Annotated in this window: 14 protein-coding genes; 6 read left to right on the top strand and 8 right to left on the bottom strand. The window is 38.5% G+C overall.

All coding sequences use genetic code 11. The features are described 5' to 3' along the window. Positions 1-166: 166 nt before the first annotated feature. Positions 167-1,345, top strand: a complete 1,179-nt coding sequence (locus IL355_RS15720; RefSeq protein WP_192463061.1) for a hypothetical protein — start codon at positions 167-169, stop codon at positions 1,343-1,345. Between the two features lie 73 nt (positions 1,346-1,418). On the opposite strand, the gene IL355_RS15715 is transcribed toward IL355_RS15720, so the two are convergent. The 6 genes from IL355_RS15715 to IL355_RS15690 form a co-directional block, all read right to left on the bottom strand. Then, positions 1,419-3,722, bottom strand: a complete 2,304-nt coding sequence (locus IL355_RS15715; RefSeq protein WP_192463060.1) for an FdhF/YdeP family oxidoreductase — start codon at positions 3,720-3,722, stop codon at positions 1,419-1,421. 92 nt (positions 3,723-3,814) lie between these two features. Further along, complete coding sequence (locus IL355_RS15710; protein ID WP_192463059.1) at positions 3,815-4,636, bottom strand: hypothetical protein; 822 nt, start codon at positions 4,634-4,636, stop codon at positions 3,815-3,817. 108 nt (positions 4,637-4,744) lie between these two features. Continuing rightward, the gene (locus IL355_RS15705; protein WP_192463058.1) at positions 4,745-6,208 is read right to left on the bottom strand and encodes a lipopolysaccharide biosynthesis protein; all 1,464 of its coding nucleotides are present in this window, start codon (positions 6,206-6,208) and stop codon (positions 4,745-4,747) included. Positions 6,209-6,262: 54 nt separating this feature from the next. Further along, the gene (locus IL355_RS15700; RefSeq protein ID WP_192463057.1) at positions 6,263-7,534 is read right to left on the bottom strand and encodes a glycosyltransferase family 4 protein; all 1,272 of its coding nucleotides are present in this window, start codon (positions 7,532-7,534) and stop codon (positions 6,263-6,265) included. Positions 7,535-7,576: 42 nt separating this feature from the next. Then, positions 7,577-10,015, bottom strand: a complete 2,439-nt coding sequence (locus IL355_RS15695; protein WP_192463056.1) for a YfhO family protein — start codon at positions 10,013-10,015, stop codon at positions 7,577-7,579. Positions 10,016-10,151: 136 nt separating this feature from the next. Next, complete coding sequence (locus IL355_RS15690; protein WP_192463055.1) at positions 10,152-10,415, bottom strand: DUF4834 family protein; 264 nt, start codon at positions 10,413-10,415, stop codon at positions 10,152-10,154. A gap of 198 nt (positions 10,416-10,613) precedes the next feature. Here IL355_RS15690 and IL355_RS15685 point away from each other — a divergent pair, with 198 nt between their 5' ends. The 5 genes from IL355_RS15685 to IL355_RS15665 all read left to right on the top strand — a co-directional run bounded on the left by IL355_RS15685 (position 10,614) and on the right by IL355_RS15665 (position 15,358). Continuing rightward, positions 10,614-11,669, top strand: coding sequence for a transporter (locus IL355_RS15685; protein WP_192463054.1), 1,056 nt, complete (start codon positions 10,614-10,616; stop codon positions 11,667-11,669). A gap of 92 nt (positions 11,670-11,761) precedes the next feature. Continuing rightward, complete coding sequence (locus IL355_RS15680) at positions 11,762-12,880, top strand: GTP cyclohydrolase (RefSeq protein ID WP_192463053.1); 1,119 nt, start codon at positions 11,762-11,764, stop codon at positions 12,878-12,880. Positions 12,881-12,889: 9 nt separating this feature from the next. After that, positions 12,890-14,350, top strand: a complete 1,461-nt coding sequence (locus IL355_RS15675; protein ID WP_192463052.1) for a potassium/proton antiporter — start codon at positions 12,890-12,892, stop codon at positions 14,348-14,350. Positions 14,351-14,418: 68 nt separating this feature from the next. After that, positions 14,419-14,790, top strand: coding sequence for a hypothetical protein (locus IL355_RS15670; RefSeq protein ID WP_192463051.1), 372 nt, complete (start codon positions 14,419-14,421; stop codon positions 14,788-14,790). A gap of 82 nt (positions 14,791-14,872) precedes the next feature. Further along, the gene (locus IL355_RS15665) at positions 14,873-15,358 is read left to right on the top strand and encodes a hypothetical protein (RefSeq protein WP_192463050.1); all 486 of its coding nucleotides are present in this window, start codon (positions 14,873-14,875) and stop codon (positions 15,356-15,358) included. Positions 15,359-15,415: 57 nt separating this feature from the next. Here the strand turns inward: IL355_RS15665 and IL355_RS15660 are convergent, their stop codons facing one another. Both IL355_RS15660 and IL355_RS15655 read right to left on the bottom strand, forming a co-directional pair. Continuing rightward, positions 15,416-16,675, bottom strand: a complete 1,260-nt coding sequence (locus IL355_RS15660) for an aminotransferase class I/II-fold pyridoxal phosphate-dependent enzyme (RefSeq protein ID WP_192463049.1) — start codon at positions 16,673-16,675, stop codon at positions 15,416-15,418. Positions 16,676-16,796: 121 nt separating this feature from the next. Next, positions 16,797-17,840: a PLP-dependent cysteine synthase family protein gene (locus IL355_RS15655; protein WP_192463048.1), complete on the bottom strand. Its 1,044-nt coding sequence runs from the start codon at positions 17,838-17,840 to the stop codon at positions 16,797-16,799. Position 17,841: the final 1 nt, after the last annotated feature.

The raw sequence follows: 17,841 nt of genomic DNA, 5'->3' as shown, positions 1-17,841 counted from the left end.
CATCTTTTATGAAAAGATAAAAAAATTCGTTCTAAAACCCCACCCATTTACGATTTAAGCAACTAAAAATCAATATCTTAAGATTATCTGCTTTTTTTTGGCACGCTGTTTGTTTATTTCATGGTGAATGTAAATAATTGCATTCAGGAATTTAAAACCTTATATCATGAAAAAATTGGTACTACTATTTTCAGCCTTGATTATGAGCAGTTCTGCTGCTTTGGCTATCAGTACAGAAGATAAGGTTGCAGAACGCAATGCTTATAGGTACAACGACGCTTTTATTTTTGTTGAAGAAGGCATTACGTTTTCAGTATATCCAGATGGCGAATTTGATTTTTATATCGATAGATATGTAAATGGAAGAAGAAATGGGATTACCTTCAATTCCGGATTTGACTACAATCCATACGTGCAATACGATGACTACGGTGCCGTAATCCAAGTAGAGAACATTCCTATTTTCTATGATTATTACGGACGTGTTACTCAAGTAGGAGATGTTGATATCACCTATAGAAACGGACGTTTACGTAGACTTGGAGGCATGAATGTATACTACAATGCTAGAGGATTTTATGATTACCACACCGGCTTTATCAACGTTTACAACAGGCGTTATGTTTTTAGACCATTTCACTCTTTGTTTATAAGACCGGCGGTTGGATTCTGCTTAGTATTCAATAGACCATATAGAAGGTATTATACCCCTGTTAGATATACATACTACAAACCCTATAGATTTAATAAGAGAAGAGCATATGCTAAAATTGGAAGAGATTATAGGAGGAACCAGATCAGAAAAGAAAGAGCTAAAATTTACAGAAACGACCGTAGAGTAGCGGTTAGAAATACTACGGTAAGAAGTAATAGCCGATCTGTGGCCAGTAGAAATAATAATAACGTAAGAAGCAACAATGTGCGTACGGACAGAAACAATAAGGCTATTGTCCAAAATAGAGCTACTCGCTCTACTACGATCCGTAAAGGCGAAAGTAAGAGAGTAAATTCTACTGCCAATAGAACGGTGAAAAGAAGTACTTATACGGACAGAAATGGAAATACAGTAACCAGAAGAAGTACCACGGCAACTTCTCCAAGAGGAAATACGGTAACCAAAAGAACGGTTACCAGAACTCCGGCAATGAGAACCGTTACCAGGACTACAAAGAGTTACAATACACCAAGAAAGAGAACTACGGTAAAGCAACCTACCGCTAGAAGTAGGGGTAGCAATGCCGTAACCAAAAGTTCCAGTCAAAGAAAAATAAGAAAAACACCTACTCGTACACAAAGAAGTGCCACCGCAAGGTCAAGCTCTTCAAGAAGTACCAGAAGGTATTAAAAGTAGTTTTTAGGTTGGTTAGTTGTTTGCCCCCGCAGTAGATAGTATCTGCTGCGGGGGTTTTTATATAATCCTAACTGTTTTTTGCCAAAGTAACCTTTACGGATTTACTAATGGGGGTCTTACTTCTATCCGCAAACTGATTATAAGGTACCAATACATTAGTTTCCGGAAAATAAGCGGCCAAATTACCTTTGGGGATGTCATATGGAACAACCAGAAATTTATAGGCCGTTCTCAAAGTACTATCATAATGACTGCTAATATTCACCACATCCCGCTTTTTAAAACCTCTGGTTTTCATATCCTTCGGATTCATAAACAACACTCTTCTCTCATTATACACCCCACGATACCTATCATCCAAACCATAAATAGTTGTATTAAATTGATCATGGGATCGTATGGTCATCAGAAGATACTCCTCCTCCTTTAAATTATCTTCAGGAAGCTTATTTATAGTGATCTGTGCTTTTCCATTAGGTAGCATACTAAAATCCAAATTACGCACATTATTGGGTAAATAATAGCCCACACCCTTAGACCGCTTGGTAGTATCATCAAAACCTTTGGCAACTTTATCAATATAGTTTCTTACCAAATCAAAATCCTTGGAAAGTGCCATCCAATCTACACTGTGTTTTCCATTAAAATAGGTATGAGCCAATTCCGCTATTAATTCTGGTTCACTTTTAATATGTTCCGATGCCGGCTTTAGTAAACCGCGCGACTGCCTAACCCTACCCATACTGTCCTCCATGGTCTGAAATCGTAGGTTTCCATCCTTCAAATCTTTCTCCGAACGACCAAAAGTGGGTAGAATCAAAGCCGTTTTACCGGTAACCAAGTGAGTTCTGTTCAATTTTGTACTTATCTGTACCGTTAAAGAACAATTGGAAATGGCTTGGGCCGTATATTCCGTATCGTTGGCAGCCATTAAAAAATTTCCGCCCAAGCATATAAAAACCTTACCCTTGCCTTCATGCATAGATTTTATGGCGCCTACAGTGTCTACCCCTTCTTTGTCCGGAGCCGTAAAACCGAGATGTTCCTTTATCCGTTCATTTAATTTTTCATCCACATAATGCATAATTCCAACACTACGGTCTCCTTGTACATTACTATGTCCACGTACGGGGCAAGTACCGGCATTGGATTTTCCTAAAGCTCCTTTCAACAGTAATAGGTTAACAAATTCCCTAATATTCTCCACCCCATTTTTATGCTGTGTAAGCCCCATGGCCCAGCAAACTACAATGTCATTCTTTACGGATAACCAATCTACCAACTGGTCAATTTTTTCTTCCTCTACACCACATCTCCTCAAAAGATTTTGTTCATCATATTGGGCCAAATCTTCCATCAGAGCCTCATACCCTTGTACGTATGTGCTTATAAATTGGTGATCAAAAACCTTTTTGTCTTCAGCGTCTTTCTTGGCCAGTTTTTTTAAAATGAGTTTAACCAAAGGAATATCCTGATTAATTCTAACAGGCAAATGTAAATCGGCCATAGCTTCACCGCTTCCTACCAACCCTTTAAGGTTTTGAGGGTTTTTAAAACTTACCAAACCTGCCTCTTGTAAAGGATTTATACTAATCACCTTCCCTCCATTCTCCTTACATTTTTCCAGCGCGGAAAGCATTCTAGGATGATTGGTTCCCGGATTTTGACCTGCAATGATCACTACTTCGGCATTATAAAGGTCCTCTAACTTGGTAGACCCCTTCCCTATTCCCAAAGTTTCGGATAGGGCAACCCCACTTGATTCGTGGCACATATTGGAACAGTCGGGCATGTTATTGGTACCATAGGCCCTTGCGAACATACCATAAAGAAAGGCAGCCTCATTACTGGACCTTCCACTGGTGTAAAATATGGCTTCATCTGGGTGATCCAATTGCTGAAGCTCTTTTGAGATAAGTTCATAGGCTTCCTGCCAAGAAATGGGCTCGTAAAGAACACTTCCAGGCCTTAAAACCATGGGTTCCGTTAGTCTTCCAAATTTATTGAGTTGATAATCGCTTAATTGGGAAAGTTCCTCCACTGAATACTTTTTGAAAAACGAGGCTCCAATTTTCTCGGTGGTAGCTTCATCCGCAAGAGCTTTGGCCCCGTTCTCGCAATACTCCGCTATAGGTGAAGGGTTTTCTGGGTTGGGCCATGCACAGCTGGGACAATCAAAACCATCTTCTTGGTTCATTTCCAATAAAGCCCTCATTGAGCGCACAATTCCCATTTCTTTAAACCCATGTTTCAATGCTTCTTTTACACCGAGTTTTCCGGCAGCGTAATCCATGGGTTCACCCAATTTTAGATCTGTAAATTGTAACGACCCGGTTAGGGACACCTTTCTTGTCAAGTCTTCAGTTGCCATAAAAATTAAAAGCTTAAAATGGTAAGAGCTGCCCTAACTTAACCTTATTTTTTTACATGAAGAATTAAAAAATGTAAGTTGACCTGATGTGACTACATTTTTCTTGGATTGGATGCAAAAACTGGGTTCAATTCCAATTTCACAAAATAGCTTCTGTGTATATTCTTCCTGGTATCTGAGTGCCCCATTTTCCTATCCTCTACGTAGACCTCTGTATCGTACTCATCCAACACTTTAAAATAGACACCGGGTCCTGGAATGGCCCTGATAGGAGTCTCAATATTTATTAGGGGAGTTAAAAATGTTACTTTAAAATCCGAACTGTCATAGTCAATTCTAAAATTTCCGTTTAAATCAGTGATTGCCTCACCCAAAAAATCATCCTTTATCCAATCAACATCCATGGCAATTACCTTGTAACCTGAAAGTTCTTTATTGGTTGGGTTGGTAAGGTTGATCCTTCCGTAAATGGTCCAGGCATCAAAAAGAGTTCGGATGCGATACCAAAATTCAAATGGAAACGAATAATTGTATTTATACACCTTACCGTAATCATTTATACGCCAAACAGGCTTCAATGTTCTTACGTTAATTTGTATTGGCTTGTGTTTGGTAGACTTCTGTCGCGGCGCTTTTAAGAGTTTGAAATCAATGCAAATGGCTTCATCCATATATTCTTCCGGAACTTTTACTGAATAATTTCCTTCGCCATCCGTAAACCCCGAACCAATTAGACAATCTTTTTTTTGATGCACCTCCTTTTCGGTAAGTATAACCAATTCTTTACGGGACTTGTTTCCCTTTGGATAACAATTGGGTTCAAGAGCATAAAGAAGTATTTCCACTTCACTCGCAGCCTCAAGAATATCCGGAAAAAGGGAAGCACTTAAATTGCCTTCAATATAACAGTCCATTACTTACGATTTCAACATAAAAATATTACATTAAACACCTCTAAATTTAACAATTATTTCGCAAAATCTGTTAAGAAGGTAAAAGCATCGCATTGAACGTTAAAAATGCTATAAACCAATTTTTTGAAGTATCCCGCGGACCGCCCTATAAATATCCTCTGACAATTTAAATTTATAAAGGACACCAATAAAAAATACAGAAATCAATACTCCTCTCACTACGATATTTAGGATGGGATGAAAAGATAAATTGAGAAAATAAAAAATAGCAACGGTGCCTATGGACAATAAAAAGACCCAACAAGTTTGGAGGGTAAAGGGGAGCATTTGAAATTTCCACTTAACAAAAAGAAGCTTGAGGGTATTGTAAATAAACAATGCCGAAAAACTTGCAATAGCTGCGCCATCCAACCCAAATGTGGGTATAAGCCATAAATTTAAGAGAATGGTCAGAACAGCCAATAGCAAACCAAGTAGTAATACGGAACGGTAATAATCCGAATTGTATAAGATAGAATTATTGTTCCCCAAAAGACTATCGTACACCTTTGCCAATCCTAACCAGATAAATATAACAAAACCATTTCTGTACGCTTCTGGCAAAAGGGTATACATGTCATTCAAATTCAAAAGAATAAGTAAAAAAATCAGGGACGCTACCGCAAACAACGTTAACGAACTTTTTTGGTACAATCTTTTTAGAGATATCCAATCACTTTCGTTTAGCAATTGTGCGGTCAAAGGGTAGGTAATTTGATGCATGGACCTGGAAGGGACTGCTATCACCATGGCAATAAAGCCAGCTACACTGTAATATGCCACATTTTCCAAGGGAATGAATTGATTGATCATAACTTTATCAACCTCCAATAAAACTATGGCCACCGACCCCCCTAATATTATAAAAGCACTATAAGCTAGGATATTCTTAGTGTTTTCAGGAAAGCTAAAAATCAGCTTGGGCATATAAAGGGTGAAGGCATACAGCTTCATGACAAGTACGCGCAGTAAATACACCCCAACTATCAAATTAATGAATAGTTCTACCGTAATGATTTCATAATATAAAAGAAAGAGCAATATGGTGACAGCAACCCTTGAAAATACTTCCTTCATAAAATTGCCAAATACCGATTTCATATGAACCCTTGCCCAGCTATAAAAAACCTCAAAATAAGCCATGCCCATCCCTATTATGAAGATATGCCAAACATAATCTCTAACTATAGGGTTCTCCCTACTTAACAAGTTGCCTATCATGTCATTTCCTACGAACGTTAAAAGGGCTATAGGAAGCATAAACAGTAAAGGAAGCAAAAGCATCAATGTCAAAAAGCCATTTTTTTCATGCAAATCCTTAAAACTACTATAAAATTTTACCAAGGTATTAGGAACACCAAAAGCCAGAATAGGGTTTAAAACAGCGGCCGCAGAAAGAATAACCTGTATGAGCCCATAATACTTGGGCGTCATAAAATTTAAAAACAGCACCAAGGTATTGAGAGCTCCTATGCCAAAGCCAACATAGGTAATAACGGAATTATTTAACGACTGCCTAAAGACAATTCCCATGAAAAATCCAGTTTAAAGGGCCTTTTACGAGACGGAAGACCGGTACAAAGTAAGCTATAAAAGTTGAGCTAAATGAGCCGTTAAATTCTGCCTACTAAATTGCTCTATATTTTTTGATTGGCACACCAAACTATTTTTTTTGAATTCTGCATACCACTCTAAAATTTGATTTATAAGAACGTCTTTGTCCTCGTAATCAAAAATCACTCCAGAATTGGTCTCCTTAATTAGTTGACCTACTTCCCAATCCTTAGGGCCTACTGCCAAGATAGGTCTTTTAGCAGCCATATATTCAAACAGTTTGCCCGGTATAATACCCTTGGTCTCCAGGGAATCTATTTCTACCAATAGCAACAATTGTGACTGCCTCTGCCTACGCTGGGCATCTGTATGGGTACCATAGCCACGCATTTTTATGTACGGCCCCAGCTCATGTTTGTACATGCTATCCATAACGTCCTTACTTACCACCCCCATAAACTCCAATTGCAAATCAGCCCTAAAAACAGGATCTTCAGATGCCAACCTGGATAGGGCTTTCCAAAGATTGATGGGATTTCTGCCGGTTAACAAAGATCCAATATGACTAATAGTAAAATTTCTATCCAATGAATATTCTACGGCCGGTCCTACATCATAACCGTTGGTGATTACCTCAATGGGTTTTGAAGTTAGAGATTCAAATTCCTTTTTTGTAGTCGCACTCGTTACAACAATTTGGTCGGCCCCATTTAAAACTTCCCTCTCCAAGTTCTTATGTTTTTTTTGGGATGCCTTAGTGAGTTTCAACTTCTTGTGATATCCAATAGAAGTCCATGGGTCTCTAAAATCCGCAACCCACTTAACAGACTTGGCATTTTTTAATTGGTGACCAATTAAATGCACACTATGGGGTGGACCCGTTGTTATAACTGTCTGTATTTGCTCTTCATCAATTACATTGTTAAGGTATGCTACCGAGGGTTTTACCCAGAATTTTCGAGCATCCGGAATAAAAAAATTGCCCCTCACCCATAACATGAATTTTTCTACTATTGACTGATTTTTGGTCTGTATAATACCAGAGCTTATTCTTTTGGTCTTTTTGGATGAAAAAATCTTGGCCAATCCATAAGGTTCAAAAAGCGGTTGACTAAGAATTTTAATGTCCTTTAGTACTTCTTTTTCCAAGGTGGAATCCTCAATTGGATAATGCGGATTTTCCGGAACATAAACAATTGGTTCCACATCAAAATCCCTTAGGTACTTTACAAATTTCAACCAACGCTGTACTCCAGGACCACCTGCCGGTGGCCAATAATAAGTTACAATAAGCACTTTTTTCATAGGCTGATGTGTCTCTGGCAGGGCTTTGGGGATGCCCGTGAACTATTTATCCTCCTTTTTCTTTTTGGGAACAAAAAAAGTAAAACCAATCCCCGCAAAAACAGCAATACCCAACAATATGGAAGATGCTAAGTTAATTTTGCTTCCTGTCTTTACTACTTCAGGTTCAAATTTGAACTCTATGGTATGTTCGCCTTCCGGTAAACGTAAGGCCCTTAGGCTATAATTAACCTTAAAATGTTCTTTTAGATTACCATCTACGTAAGCATTCCAGCCTTGTGGATAATACATTTCTGAAAAAACCGCTACTCCAGCATTTTCATTTCGAGACTTGTAGACTAAATGGTTAGGCTGATAATCCGTTAAAGTAATTTTTGCCAAGGAATCTACCTGAAACTCCAAACGGTTCAATTGTCCCGCATTATTTTCGGAAACTACCGCTTCTTGGGAAGTATCCAAATCTGCCAGGGCCATTATTTCCTCATCCGCATTTGCAACCTTCTTAATCGAGCTTACAAACCAAGCGTTTCCGTTTGCATCCGGATTCACGGCAGTATAGCTTCTACCCTCCTCGTCTTGCTGAACTACGTACTTCACGTTCAACATATTGAGCACCCCCATGTTTCCTTTATAAATATGAAAACTGAACAAATCCTCCAACGCAGCGGGCTTTGCCGCGTGATACCCACCTATGGATTGATGGTAATAAGATGTTCTTGCTCCGTTGATTCCTTCGGATGGGTCAAAAACCCTAAAGATACTTTCGTCCTTAGCTATTTCCTTGTCCACCGCACTTTCTTGAAATGGCTCGTTCATACTTTTTTTGGACACAAAATCATCGGCATCTACATATCTATGTCCCACCCCCACTAAATCCAATACTATAAGAATACCCAACGCGGCAATGGCCATATTGGCATTTAACTTCTCCTTAATGTATAACCATAAGGCAACTGCAGTAAGCAAAATGAAGAGCATAGACCTAAATAGGTCGCTATTATAAACGGCCCTCCTATCTGCCTGAATGAGGGAAACCAATTCATCTCCATAGTTTCTAATGAGAAATTGATCACTGGGACCTACAAAATCAAAAGCTCCCTTAACTAAAAAGATAAGTACCCCTAATCCTAACACTATAAAAAATGAGAATTTTAGGGCTTTCATCTTTTCGGATAAATCTACGGATGAATCAAATAACTTTTTAAGACCTAAAACTCCTAAAACGGGGGCACATAACTCCAGAACAACCTGTATGGAAGAGACCGCTCTAAACTTATCGTACAAGGGAAAGTAATCGATCATAAAATTTGTGAGAACAGGGAAATTCTTTCCCCAAGAAAGTAATAGTGACATGATAACGCCGCCTAACAACCACCATCTCGCCTTGCTTTTTACCAAAAAAAGCCCTAGCACAAACAGAAAAAATATGATGGCACCAATATATGCGGGACCCGCAACAATAGGTTGATCGCCCCAATACAAAGGCAACGCCGAAGAAAAATTCAGGGCCTGCCTACGCGGAATACCCTGATCGATCAAAAAATCATAACTCTTAGAATTCTCTCCTAAATTTTCACCGTTCGAACCTCCAAAAAGTCTTGGGACAAAAATATTCAAGGATTCTGCAATCCCGTAACTATACTGGGTAATGTAGGCTTTGTCCAAACCGTTGGTGTTTTCTTTAGTTGCACCATCCGGCTCAATGGTCAATTGTGATTTTCCCCTAGTACTCCAATTTGCATATTCCTTGGTAGCCATAAGACCAGTGGCATTGGCGGCAATACCCAAAACAACGGCCACTAACAAAATACCTACAGAAGTAAAAAAGTGCTTTAGTTCCTTCTTTTTAATTGCATCAACCAAATACACTACACCCAAAATGAGCACCAAAAGCATAAAATAATACGTCATTTGGTAATGATTGGCACCAATTTCCAAAGCCATGGCTATCGCCGTTAAAATAAAGCCCCAGAGGTATTTTTTTCTAAAAACAAGAACAATTCCCCCTAATAGCATTGGCACATACCCTAAAGCGTGGGCCTTGGCATTATGCCCCACACCCAATATGATTATCAAATAGGTGGAAAATCCAAAAGCCAGGGCTCCTACCACAGCAAGTCTAAAATCTACCTTGAGGCAGGAAAGTAAAATATAGAAACCGATAAAGTATAGAAACAAGTAATCTGCCGGTCTAGGTAAGAACCTAATTATCCGGTCCAGTTTTTTTACATAATCATGTGGGTAGTAAGCTCCTAACTGATAGGTGGGCATCCCTCCAAAAGCGCTGTTGGTCCAATAGGGTTCTTCCCCTGTTTTTTTCCTATAGTCATTCTGTTCTTTGGCCATACCGGTATATTGAACAATATCCGATTGTTGAATTACCTTTCCCTGTAACACGGGATGAAAATAGGCCAAGGCGGCAATGACAAAAAAAACGGTGACGAAGAAATGGACGAAGAAGGCTTTTAATCCTTTTTGCATAACTAGGAAATGGAGTTTTAGTTGGGGCTAAAATAGGGAACTTATCTTTACCTTCTAACCCCCCTATAATAATCAGGTATGAAATATCTGGGAAAAAGTAAGTAGGCTTACCTTAGAACTCTATAATAAGAGCTCCTTAATCCACTTCTTCAAAATCGATATAATCCCCTACTTGTTTGGAAGATGATTTTTTATGTGAAGGTTTTTTATCTATGATTACCTCGCCTACCCGTTCCTCTGGCTGATTTTGCTGTTGTGCGAACTCACCGAATTTTTCCTTAAAATGCTGTTCTGTTTTTCTAGCTGCATACCCGAATATTTTGGGCGCAAACATCTTGGCTAAAATCTTTATGAGATAGTAAATCAATAAGATAACCAGGATTGTTTTTAAAAAAGCCATATTTCGTACAATAATTATATCAAAAATACGATTCTCACGTTGTAATAGCAGGATACAACTGCTAAAATTAAGCTAAATAGCTTTGGTTCATTTTTCCGAAAAAGTAACCTAACCCCCATAAGCAATGGGATTTGTAAGGAATGAAGCCATACCCAAAATGACTATTTTCTTTTTCTTAGCAGGGTCAAAACAACTGAAATGAAGCACTTATTCAATATTATAATCCTTTTACTTCCCATCTTGGGGTTTTCTCAATATACAGATGTAATCAACAGCAACAGGCCAGGGCTTTCAGTAAGTGCTTATGCCGTAGGCAGAAATGTCCTTCAAGTGGAGACGGGCGTCTTCTTTGAACAAAACGACCATACCCTGTTAAATACCCAAAGTAATATTTGGGGTGCAGATTTTGCCTTGAGATACGGGCTGCTTTTTGAAAGTTTGGAAATTACGTACGAAGGAACTTATCAAGGTCAGAACATCACTTTTACAGAGTTGGATACTTCCAACAAGCTAAGTGATTTTTCAAGAAACCGAGTAGGCTTGAAATACTTACTTTACGACCGCTATAAATCCGAAGAAAGAAACAAACCCAATCTATATAGTTGGAGGGCGAACAATGTTTTCCAATTAAAAAACTTGATTCCTTCCGTAGCCTTATACGGTGGAGCCACATTTAATTTGGTGGGTAATCCGTTTTACGTGGGTGACCCAACGGTTAGTTATAGAGGTATGATTGCCACCCAAAGTAGGTTAACGCCCCGTTTTGTACTCATTACCAACTTTGCATATGACCGGATCACCACAGATTTTCCAGAAATGAGCTATTTGATTTCACTCTCCCATGCGTTTCGAAATCCAAAATGGAGTGCCTTTGTGGAACATCAGGGAATTGATAGTGATAGATATTCTGATTTGTTGATCCGGGGTGGAATTGCGCATTTGTTAACAGACAATCTTCAAATAGATTTTAATTTGGGAGCGAGTTTTAAGGATACGCCCTCAAGAATATTCGTTACTGCCGGTGGTTCCTATAGATTTGACTTCCATAAAGATAAGCTCAAAGCCATCGATGACCAAAAGGCAAATGAAAATGGCGGTGCCATTAAGAAGAACAATATGAAGAAAAAGCGAAAAGAGCGCAAAAAAAATGAGGGCAACGGCGCAGAAGACATAGATTTAGGCCCTAGCAAAAAGCAATTGAGACAGCAGCGAAAAAAAGAAAAAAAGAGTGGTAATGGAGCCATCGATTTTTAACATCTTCTTCACTATTTAAGGCTTATAAATAGACTTTAGAATTTTATTCTCGTTTCAATTATGCCTAATATTGATGCTTCAAACAATTAGGTATGGTTTCCATAAAGGAGGTGGTTTCAAAAGACGAACTTAAAACATTCGTAAAGTTCCCCTTTGCCCTATACAAAGACTCTCCGTATTGGGTTCCCCCCATCATATACGATGAACTGGAAACCTTTGACAAGGACAAAAACCCGGCCTTTAAGAATGCCCAGGCGCAATTTTTTTTAGCTTATAAAAACAATGAATTGGTAGGTAGGGTTGCCGCTATTATCAACCACCTTGAAGTGGGCGAACAAAACGTAAAAAAAATGCGATTTGGCTGGTTGGATTTTACCGATGATTTTGAGGTAAGCCAGGTATTGTTTGACAAGGTTTTGGAAATAGGAAAAAATAACGGGCTCGAATTTATGGAAGGTCCTGTTGGGTTTAACAATTTGGACAAGGTTGGTGTGCTAACAGAGGGGTTTGACCACATTGGCAGCATGGTCACATGGTATAATTTCCCATATTATCCCCAGCACTATGAAAAGTGGGGCTTGACCAAAGAGAAAGGGTACGTAGAAAATAAATTTCCTACTAGCAATGCAGATCCTGCCCTATTTACCAAATTGAACAATATTGTAAAAAGACGCTTTGGCCTAAGGGAAATCAATTTTAACAAGACAGAGGAGGTGTTGCCCTTGGCTGATAAGATGTTTGACCTTTTTAACCAGACCTATTCCAAGCTTTCCTCGTTTGTCCCTATAACCGAAGAGCAAAAAGCATATTTTAAAAAGAAATATATTTCCTTTATCAACCCTGAATATATTAAGTTCATTGTTGATAAAAATGATGACTTGGTTGCTTTTGCCATTGTGATGCCTTCCTTTTCTAGAGCTCTTCAAAAAGCGAAGGGCAAACTATTTCCATTTGGTTTTTTACATCTATTAAAAGCAAAAAGAACGAGCAAGGATGTTTTTTTCTATTTAATAGGCATCCATCCGGAGTACCAAAATAAAGGTGTTACAGCCATAATCTTTAACGAATACTACAAGACCTTTCAAAAAAAAGGAATTGATATGTGTTATAGAACCCCGGAACTTGAAGATAATATAGCCATTAGACAAATGTGGAAACATTTTGACCCGGTTATTTACAAGCGTAGGTGTACCTATAAGAAGCTACTATAGAATTTATTTATGAATCTGACCATTGAGAATATTGTTTTAGTTGGTTCATTATTACTTCTTATAAGTATTATTGCCGGTAAGACATCCTATAAATTTGGGGTTCCCATTTTGTTGTTCTTCTTGGGTATTGGAATGTTGGCAGGATCGGAGGGAATTGGGGGAATACAATTCAATGACCCCAAAACTGCCCAGTTTATAGGATTGGTTTCCTTGAACTTTATTCTATTTTCCGGGGGATTGGACACCAACTGGAATTCCATCAAACCGGTACTTAAGGAAGGAATAGCCCTTTCTACATTAGGAGTACTTCTAACGGCATTATCATTAGGAACTTTTGTATATTTTATTACGGATTTTACCATTTACGAGAGTATGCTATTGGGTTCCATAGTTTCTTCAACCGATGCTGCTGCCGTATTCTCAATTTTACGATCCCGTAGTTTGGCCCTCAAAACAAATTTACGCCCCACGTTGGAGTTAGAAAGTGGTAGTAATGACCCAATGGCCTATGTACTTACTTTGGCTTTTTTGACCTTGGTAGTCAATCAAGACCAAAGTGCTTGGAGCATACTGCCCATGTTTTTACAGCAAATGATTTTGGGGGGTGCCGCAGGTTTTCTTTTTGGTAAGATCAGTAAATACATTATCAATAAAATAAAGCTAGATTTTGAAGGTTTATACCCCGTTTTGGTCATTTCCCTAATGTTCATAACGTTTTCGGCAACCGATGCTATTGGAGGTAACGGCTTTTTGGCTATTTATATTTGTGCCGTATACTTAGGAAACCAAGACATTATACACAAAAAGACCATTTTGAAGGTTTTTGACGGACTTGCCTGGCTCATGCAAATAGTCCTCTTTTTAACACTTGGTCTGCTCGTGTTCCCTTCAGAAATAATTCCGATTGTGGGTATTGGTCTGCTTACTGCCCTCTTCCTGATTTTAATAGCCAGGCCGGTAGGAGTATTCATAAGCCTTATTTTCTTCAAAATGAAAATGCGAAGAAGATTATACATTTCTTGGGTTGGTTTGCGCGGCGCAGTACCTATAGTTTTTGCCACTTATCCCCTTTTGGCAGGTGTGGAGAAAGCCAATATGATATTCAACATTGTATTTTTTATTTCCGTTACCTCGGTTTTGGTTCAAGGAACTACCCTCTCTTTGTTTGCTAAATGGCTGCATGTAGCACTTCCTGAAAAAGCAAAAAAATTGACCGCCACAGATCTTTTGCTAACGGAGAACCCTAAGGCGCTCATGAAAGAAATTGGTGTTACACAGCATTGCTTTGCCGTAGATAAAGAAATTGTGGAGTTGGGTTTCCCTAAAAATGCGATTATCGCCATGATAATAAGGGATAATAATTACATAACGCCCAATGGTTCTACCAAAATAATGGCAGAAGACACCTTGGTCGTTTTAGCGGACAAGGCCGAAGTTTTTGACGAGGTAAATGAAACCTTGAAAATCTAACTCTCTAAAGTTTTATTAAAAAAGTACCAATTGCGTTTATAAATACGTAATCGTGTATACCTTTGAGCATGGATAAGAATAAACCTAACTTTTCGGGTTTCTTACTTGCGCTCATTTACAGTTTAGGCTGTTATTGGGGAGTTCCTTCATGGAATACCAATGCATCCATCTTTACCGATACCCCAGATAAAGTATACAATTTTACTAAGGCGGAAAAGCAACTTTCGGAAGCCATTGAATTTCCAAAATTAACACAAAACAGTAGCGTTCCTTTTCTGTTGGCTCACAACGATTCTTTTTTTACTAAGGGCGAAGGTATATCTATTGCAAAAGAAGTTTGGTATAGGGCCTTAGCTACCCATTATTTCCTTATTTCCAATAATTTAGTTCTAAGGCTTAGCTCGTTTGATATTGCCTTTCCATTTCATCATTTTTTATAATTAGGTAGATTTTATTAAAAATCAAATATTGGCTACTCGTTCGCTTCGGGAAGCAAATTACTAATACCTAAAATTTAAAATAATGAAATTAGATGTTGGCACCTTATACGTGGGTGCGATATTAATAAGCTTATGTATGATGCCTTTCGTATTTATTTACATGAGCAAAAACAAAAAACAACAAGCTCTTAAAAAGAGCTTGACAAAAATGGCTACGGATACTCATACTTCTTTGGGAAAGCACGAATTTTTTGTAGACTTTGCACTTGGTACAGACCTTCATTACAACTACTTGTACGTTGTCAAAGAAAAAGACCGTTCATTGGTTGAAAATACAGTTTTTCTTAATGAATATTCTTCTTCTAAAGTGGTTCAATCAGACCACATCATCAGAAAGAATAAATCAAGGGATGTGGTCATAGAGAAATTAGAACTCAACTTAACAGATAATCAAACTCTTAAAGAGACCTTTATCGAGTTCTATAATAATAGAGATGGATTGCCCTTAGACGGTCAACTACAATCCATTAAAATTTGGAATGACCTAATAAACGCTAGTAGAGTATAACAAAAAAGCGCCCCGCAAACCGCGGGGCGTTTTTTTAGCTTATATAAATTTTCTAAACTACTCCCCCATTGCGGCGGCAACAGCTGCTGAAAGTTTTTTATACGTACCATTGGTCAACCTTTCTCGTATGGCAGAAAACGCCTCTAAAGTGGCTTCAATATCTTCCATAGTGTGGGTAGCCGTTGGAATCATTCTTAATAGAATCAATCCTTTTGGTATTACCGGATATACTACAATGGAACAGAAAATTCCATGATTTTCCCTTAAATCCTTTACCAAGGCCATTGCTTCGGGAATACTACCGTTTAAGTAAACAGGGGTAACACAACTATTGGTATCACCAATATTGAATCCTCTACTTGTTAATCCGTTTTGCAAGGCATTCACGTTCTCCCACAACTTAGCTTTTAGTTCTGGCATAGTCCTTAGCATATCCAATCGCTTAAGCGCACCTTTCACATAAATCATTGGGAGGGACTTTGCGAACATCTGAGAACGCAAATTGTACTTTAAATAATCAATGATTTCTTTATCCGCAGCAATAAAGGCACCAATGCTGGCCATAGACTTGGCAAATGTGGCAAAATAAACATCAATTTCATCTTGAACCCCTTGCTCTTCCCCTGCTCCAGCTCCTGTTTTACCTAAGGTACCAAAACCATGGGCGTCATCAACAAACAGACGGAACTTGAATTTTTTCTTAAGCTCAACTATTTCCTTAAGTTTTCCCTGCTCCCCTCTCATTCCAAAAACACCTTCGGATATAACCAAAATACCTCCACCTGTTTGCTCTGCCATTTTAGTGGCTCTCTCAAGGTTTTTTTCAAGGCTTTGAATATCATTATGTTTAAACGTAAAACGTTTTCCCATATGAAGGCGAACACCATCAATAATACATGCATGGGAATCTACGTCATAAACGATAATATCATCTTTTGAAACCAAAGCATCAATGGTAGAAACCATTCCTTGATAACCAAAATTTAAAAGATAAGCAGATTCTTTTTGAACAAAGTCAGCCAATTCATCTTGCAACTGCTCGTGGTAATCTGTATGGCCACTCATCATACGGGCACCCATAGGATACGCCGCACCGTATTCCGCAGCTGCTTCACCATCTATTTTCTTAACTTCCGGTAAGTTGGCAAGACCTAGATAATCATTAATACTCCACGTAATTACATCCTTTCCCTGAAACTTCATTCTATTGGAAATAGGACCTTCAAGTTTAGGAAAAACGAAATAGCCTTCCGCCTGTGAGGCCCATTTTCCCAAAGGACCTTTGTTCTCTAAAATTCTGTCAAATAAATCTCGCATTCGTTTCGATTAAATTCTGCCTGCAAAAGTATGGTTTTCAGCACGAAAATCATAGAAATTAGGGCTACAAAAAAGCAACGACCAAATGGTGTTGCTATGATTATAAATTAAAACGTTTAGTTTATTCCTTTACATATTGTATTTTCTGTCCATCTGGAACGGACTCCGTATCAAAAAAACCTTGGTCCTCCATCCACTGGTCACTATAAACTTTACTCATATAGCGTGAACCGTGATCCGGAAAAATTACAACTACATTGTCTGATTTCTTAAACCTGCCCTCTTCATTTAACTGCTTTATGGCCTGCATGACCGCACCGCTGGTATAACCTGCAAAAATCCCTTCAGTTCTTGCAATTTCCCTTGCCGTATGGGCGCTCTCGGAATCCGTAACTTTTATAAACTCGTCAATTATATCAAAGTCCGTAGCCGCCGGAATCAAATTTTTACCCAAACCTTCTATTCTGTAAGGGTAGATTTCATTTCTATCAAACTCCCGGGTTTCATGATACTTCTTTAAAACAGAACCATAGGCGTCTACACCTATAATCTTAATATTCGGATTTTGTTCTTTTAAATACCTGGAAGTTCCTGAAATTGTACCGCCAGTTCCGCTACAGGCTACCAAATGAGTGATTTGTCCACCGGTCTGTTCCCAAATCTCAGGTCCAGTAGAGGCGTAATGCGCATCCATATTCAATTCATTAAAGTATTGATTGATATAGATGGAGCCCTTTGTTTCTTGATGCAATCTCTTTGCTACTTCATAATATGACCTTGGGTCATCTGCACTTACGTGGGCCGGACAAACATAAACCGTAGCGCCCATAGAGCGTAGCATGTCAATCTTGTCCTTACTGGATTTAGAACTTACGGCTAAAATGCACTTGTAGCCCTTAATGATGCTCACCATGGCTATACTAAAACCAGTATTACCAGAAGTGGTCTCTATTATTGTACTGCCTGGCGTTAAAATGCCCTTCTCCTCAGCTTGCTCAATAATATGCATGGCAATACGATCCTTGGAAGAGTGCCCAGGATTAAAGGACTCTACCTTAGCAAAATAATTACCATTAAAGTTTTGAGTGATTTTATTGAGCTTTACCAGGGGGGTATTGCCTACGAGTTCTAAAAGATTGTTGTAAGCCTTGATCTTTTGTTCCATA

The organism is Euzebyella saccharophila (assembly GCF_014855495.1).
Taxonomy (GTDB): domain Bacteria; phylum Bacteroidota; class Bacteroidia; order Flavobacteriales; family Flavobacteriaceae; genus Euzebyella; species Euzebyella saccharophila.
The sequence above is the reverse complement of the archived record's forward strand: the minus strand, read 5'-3'. Positions and strand labels throughout refer to the sequence as shown.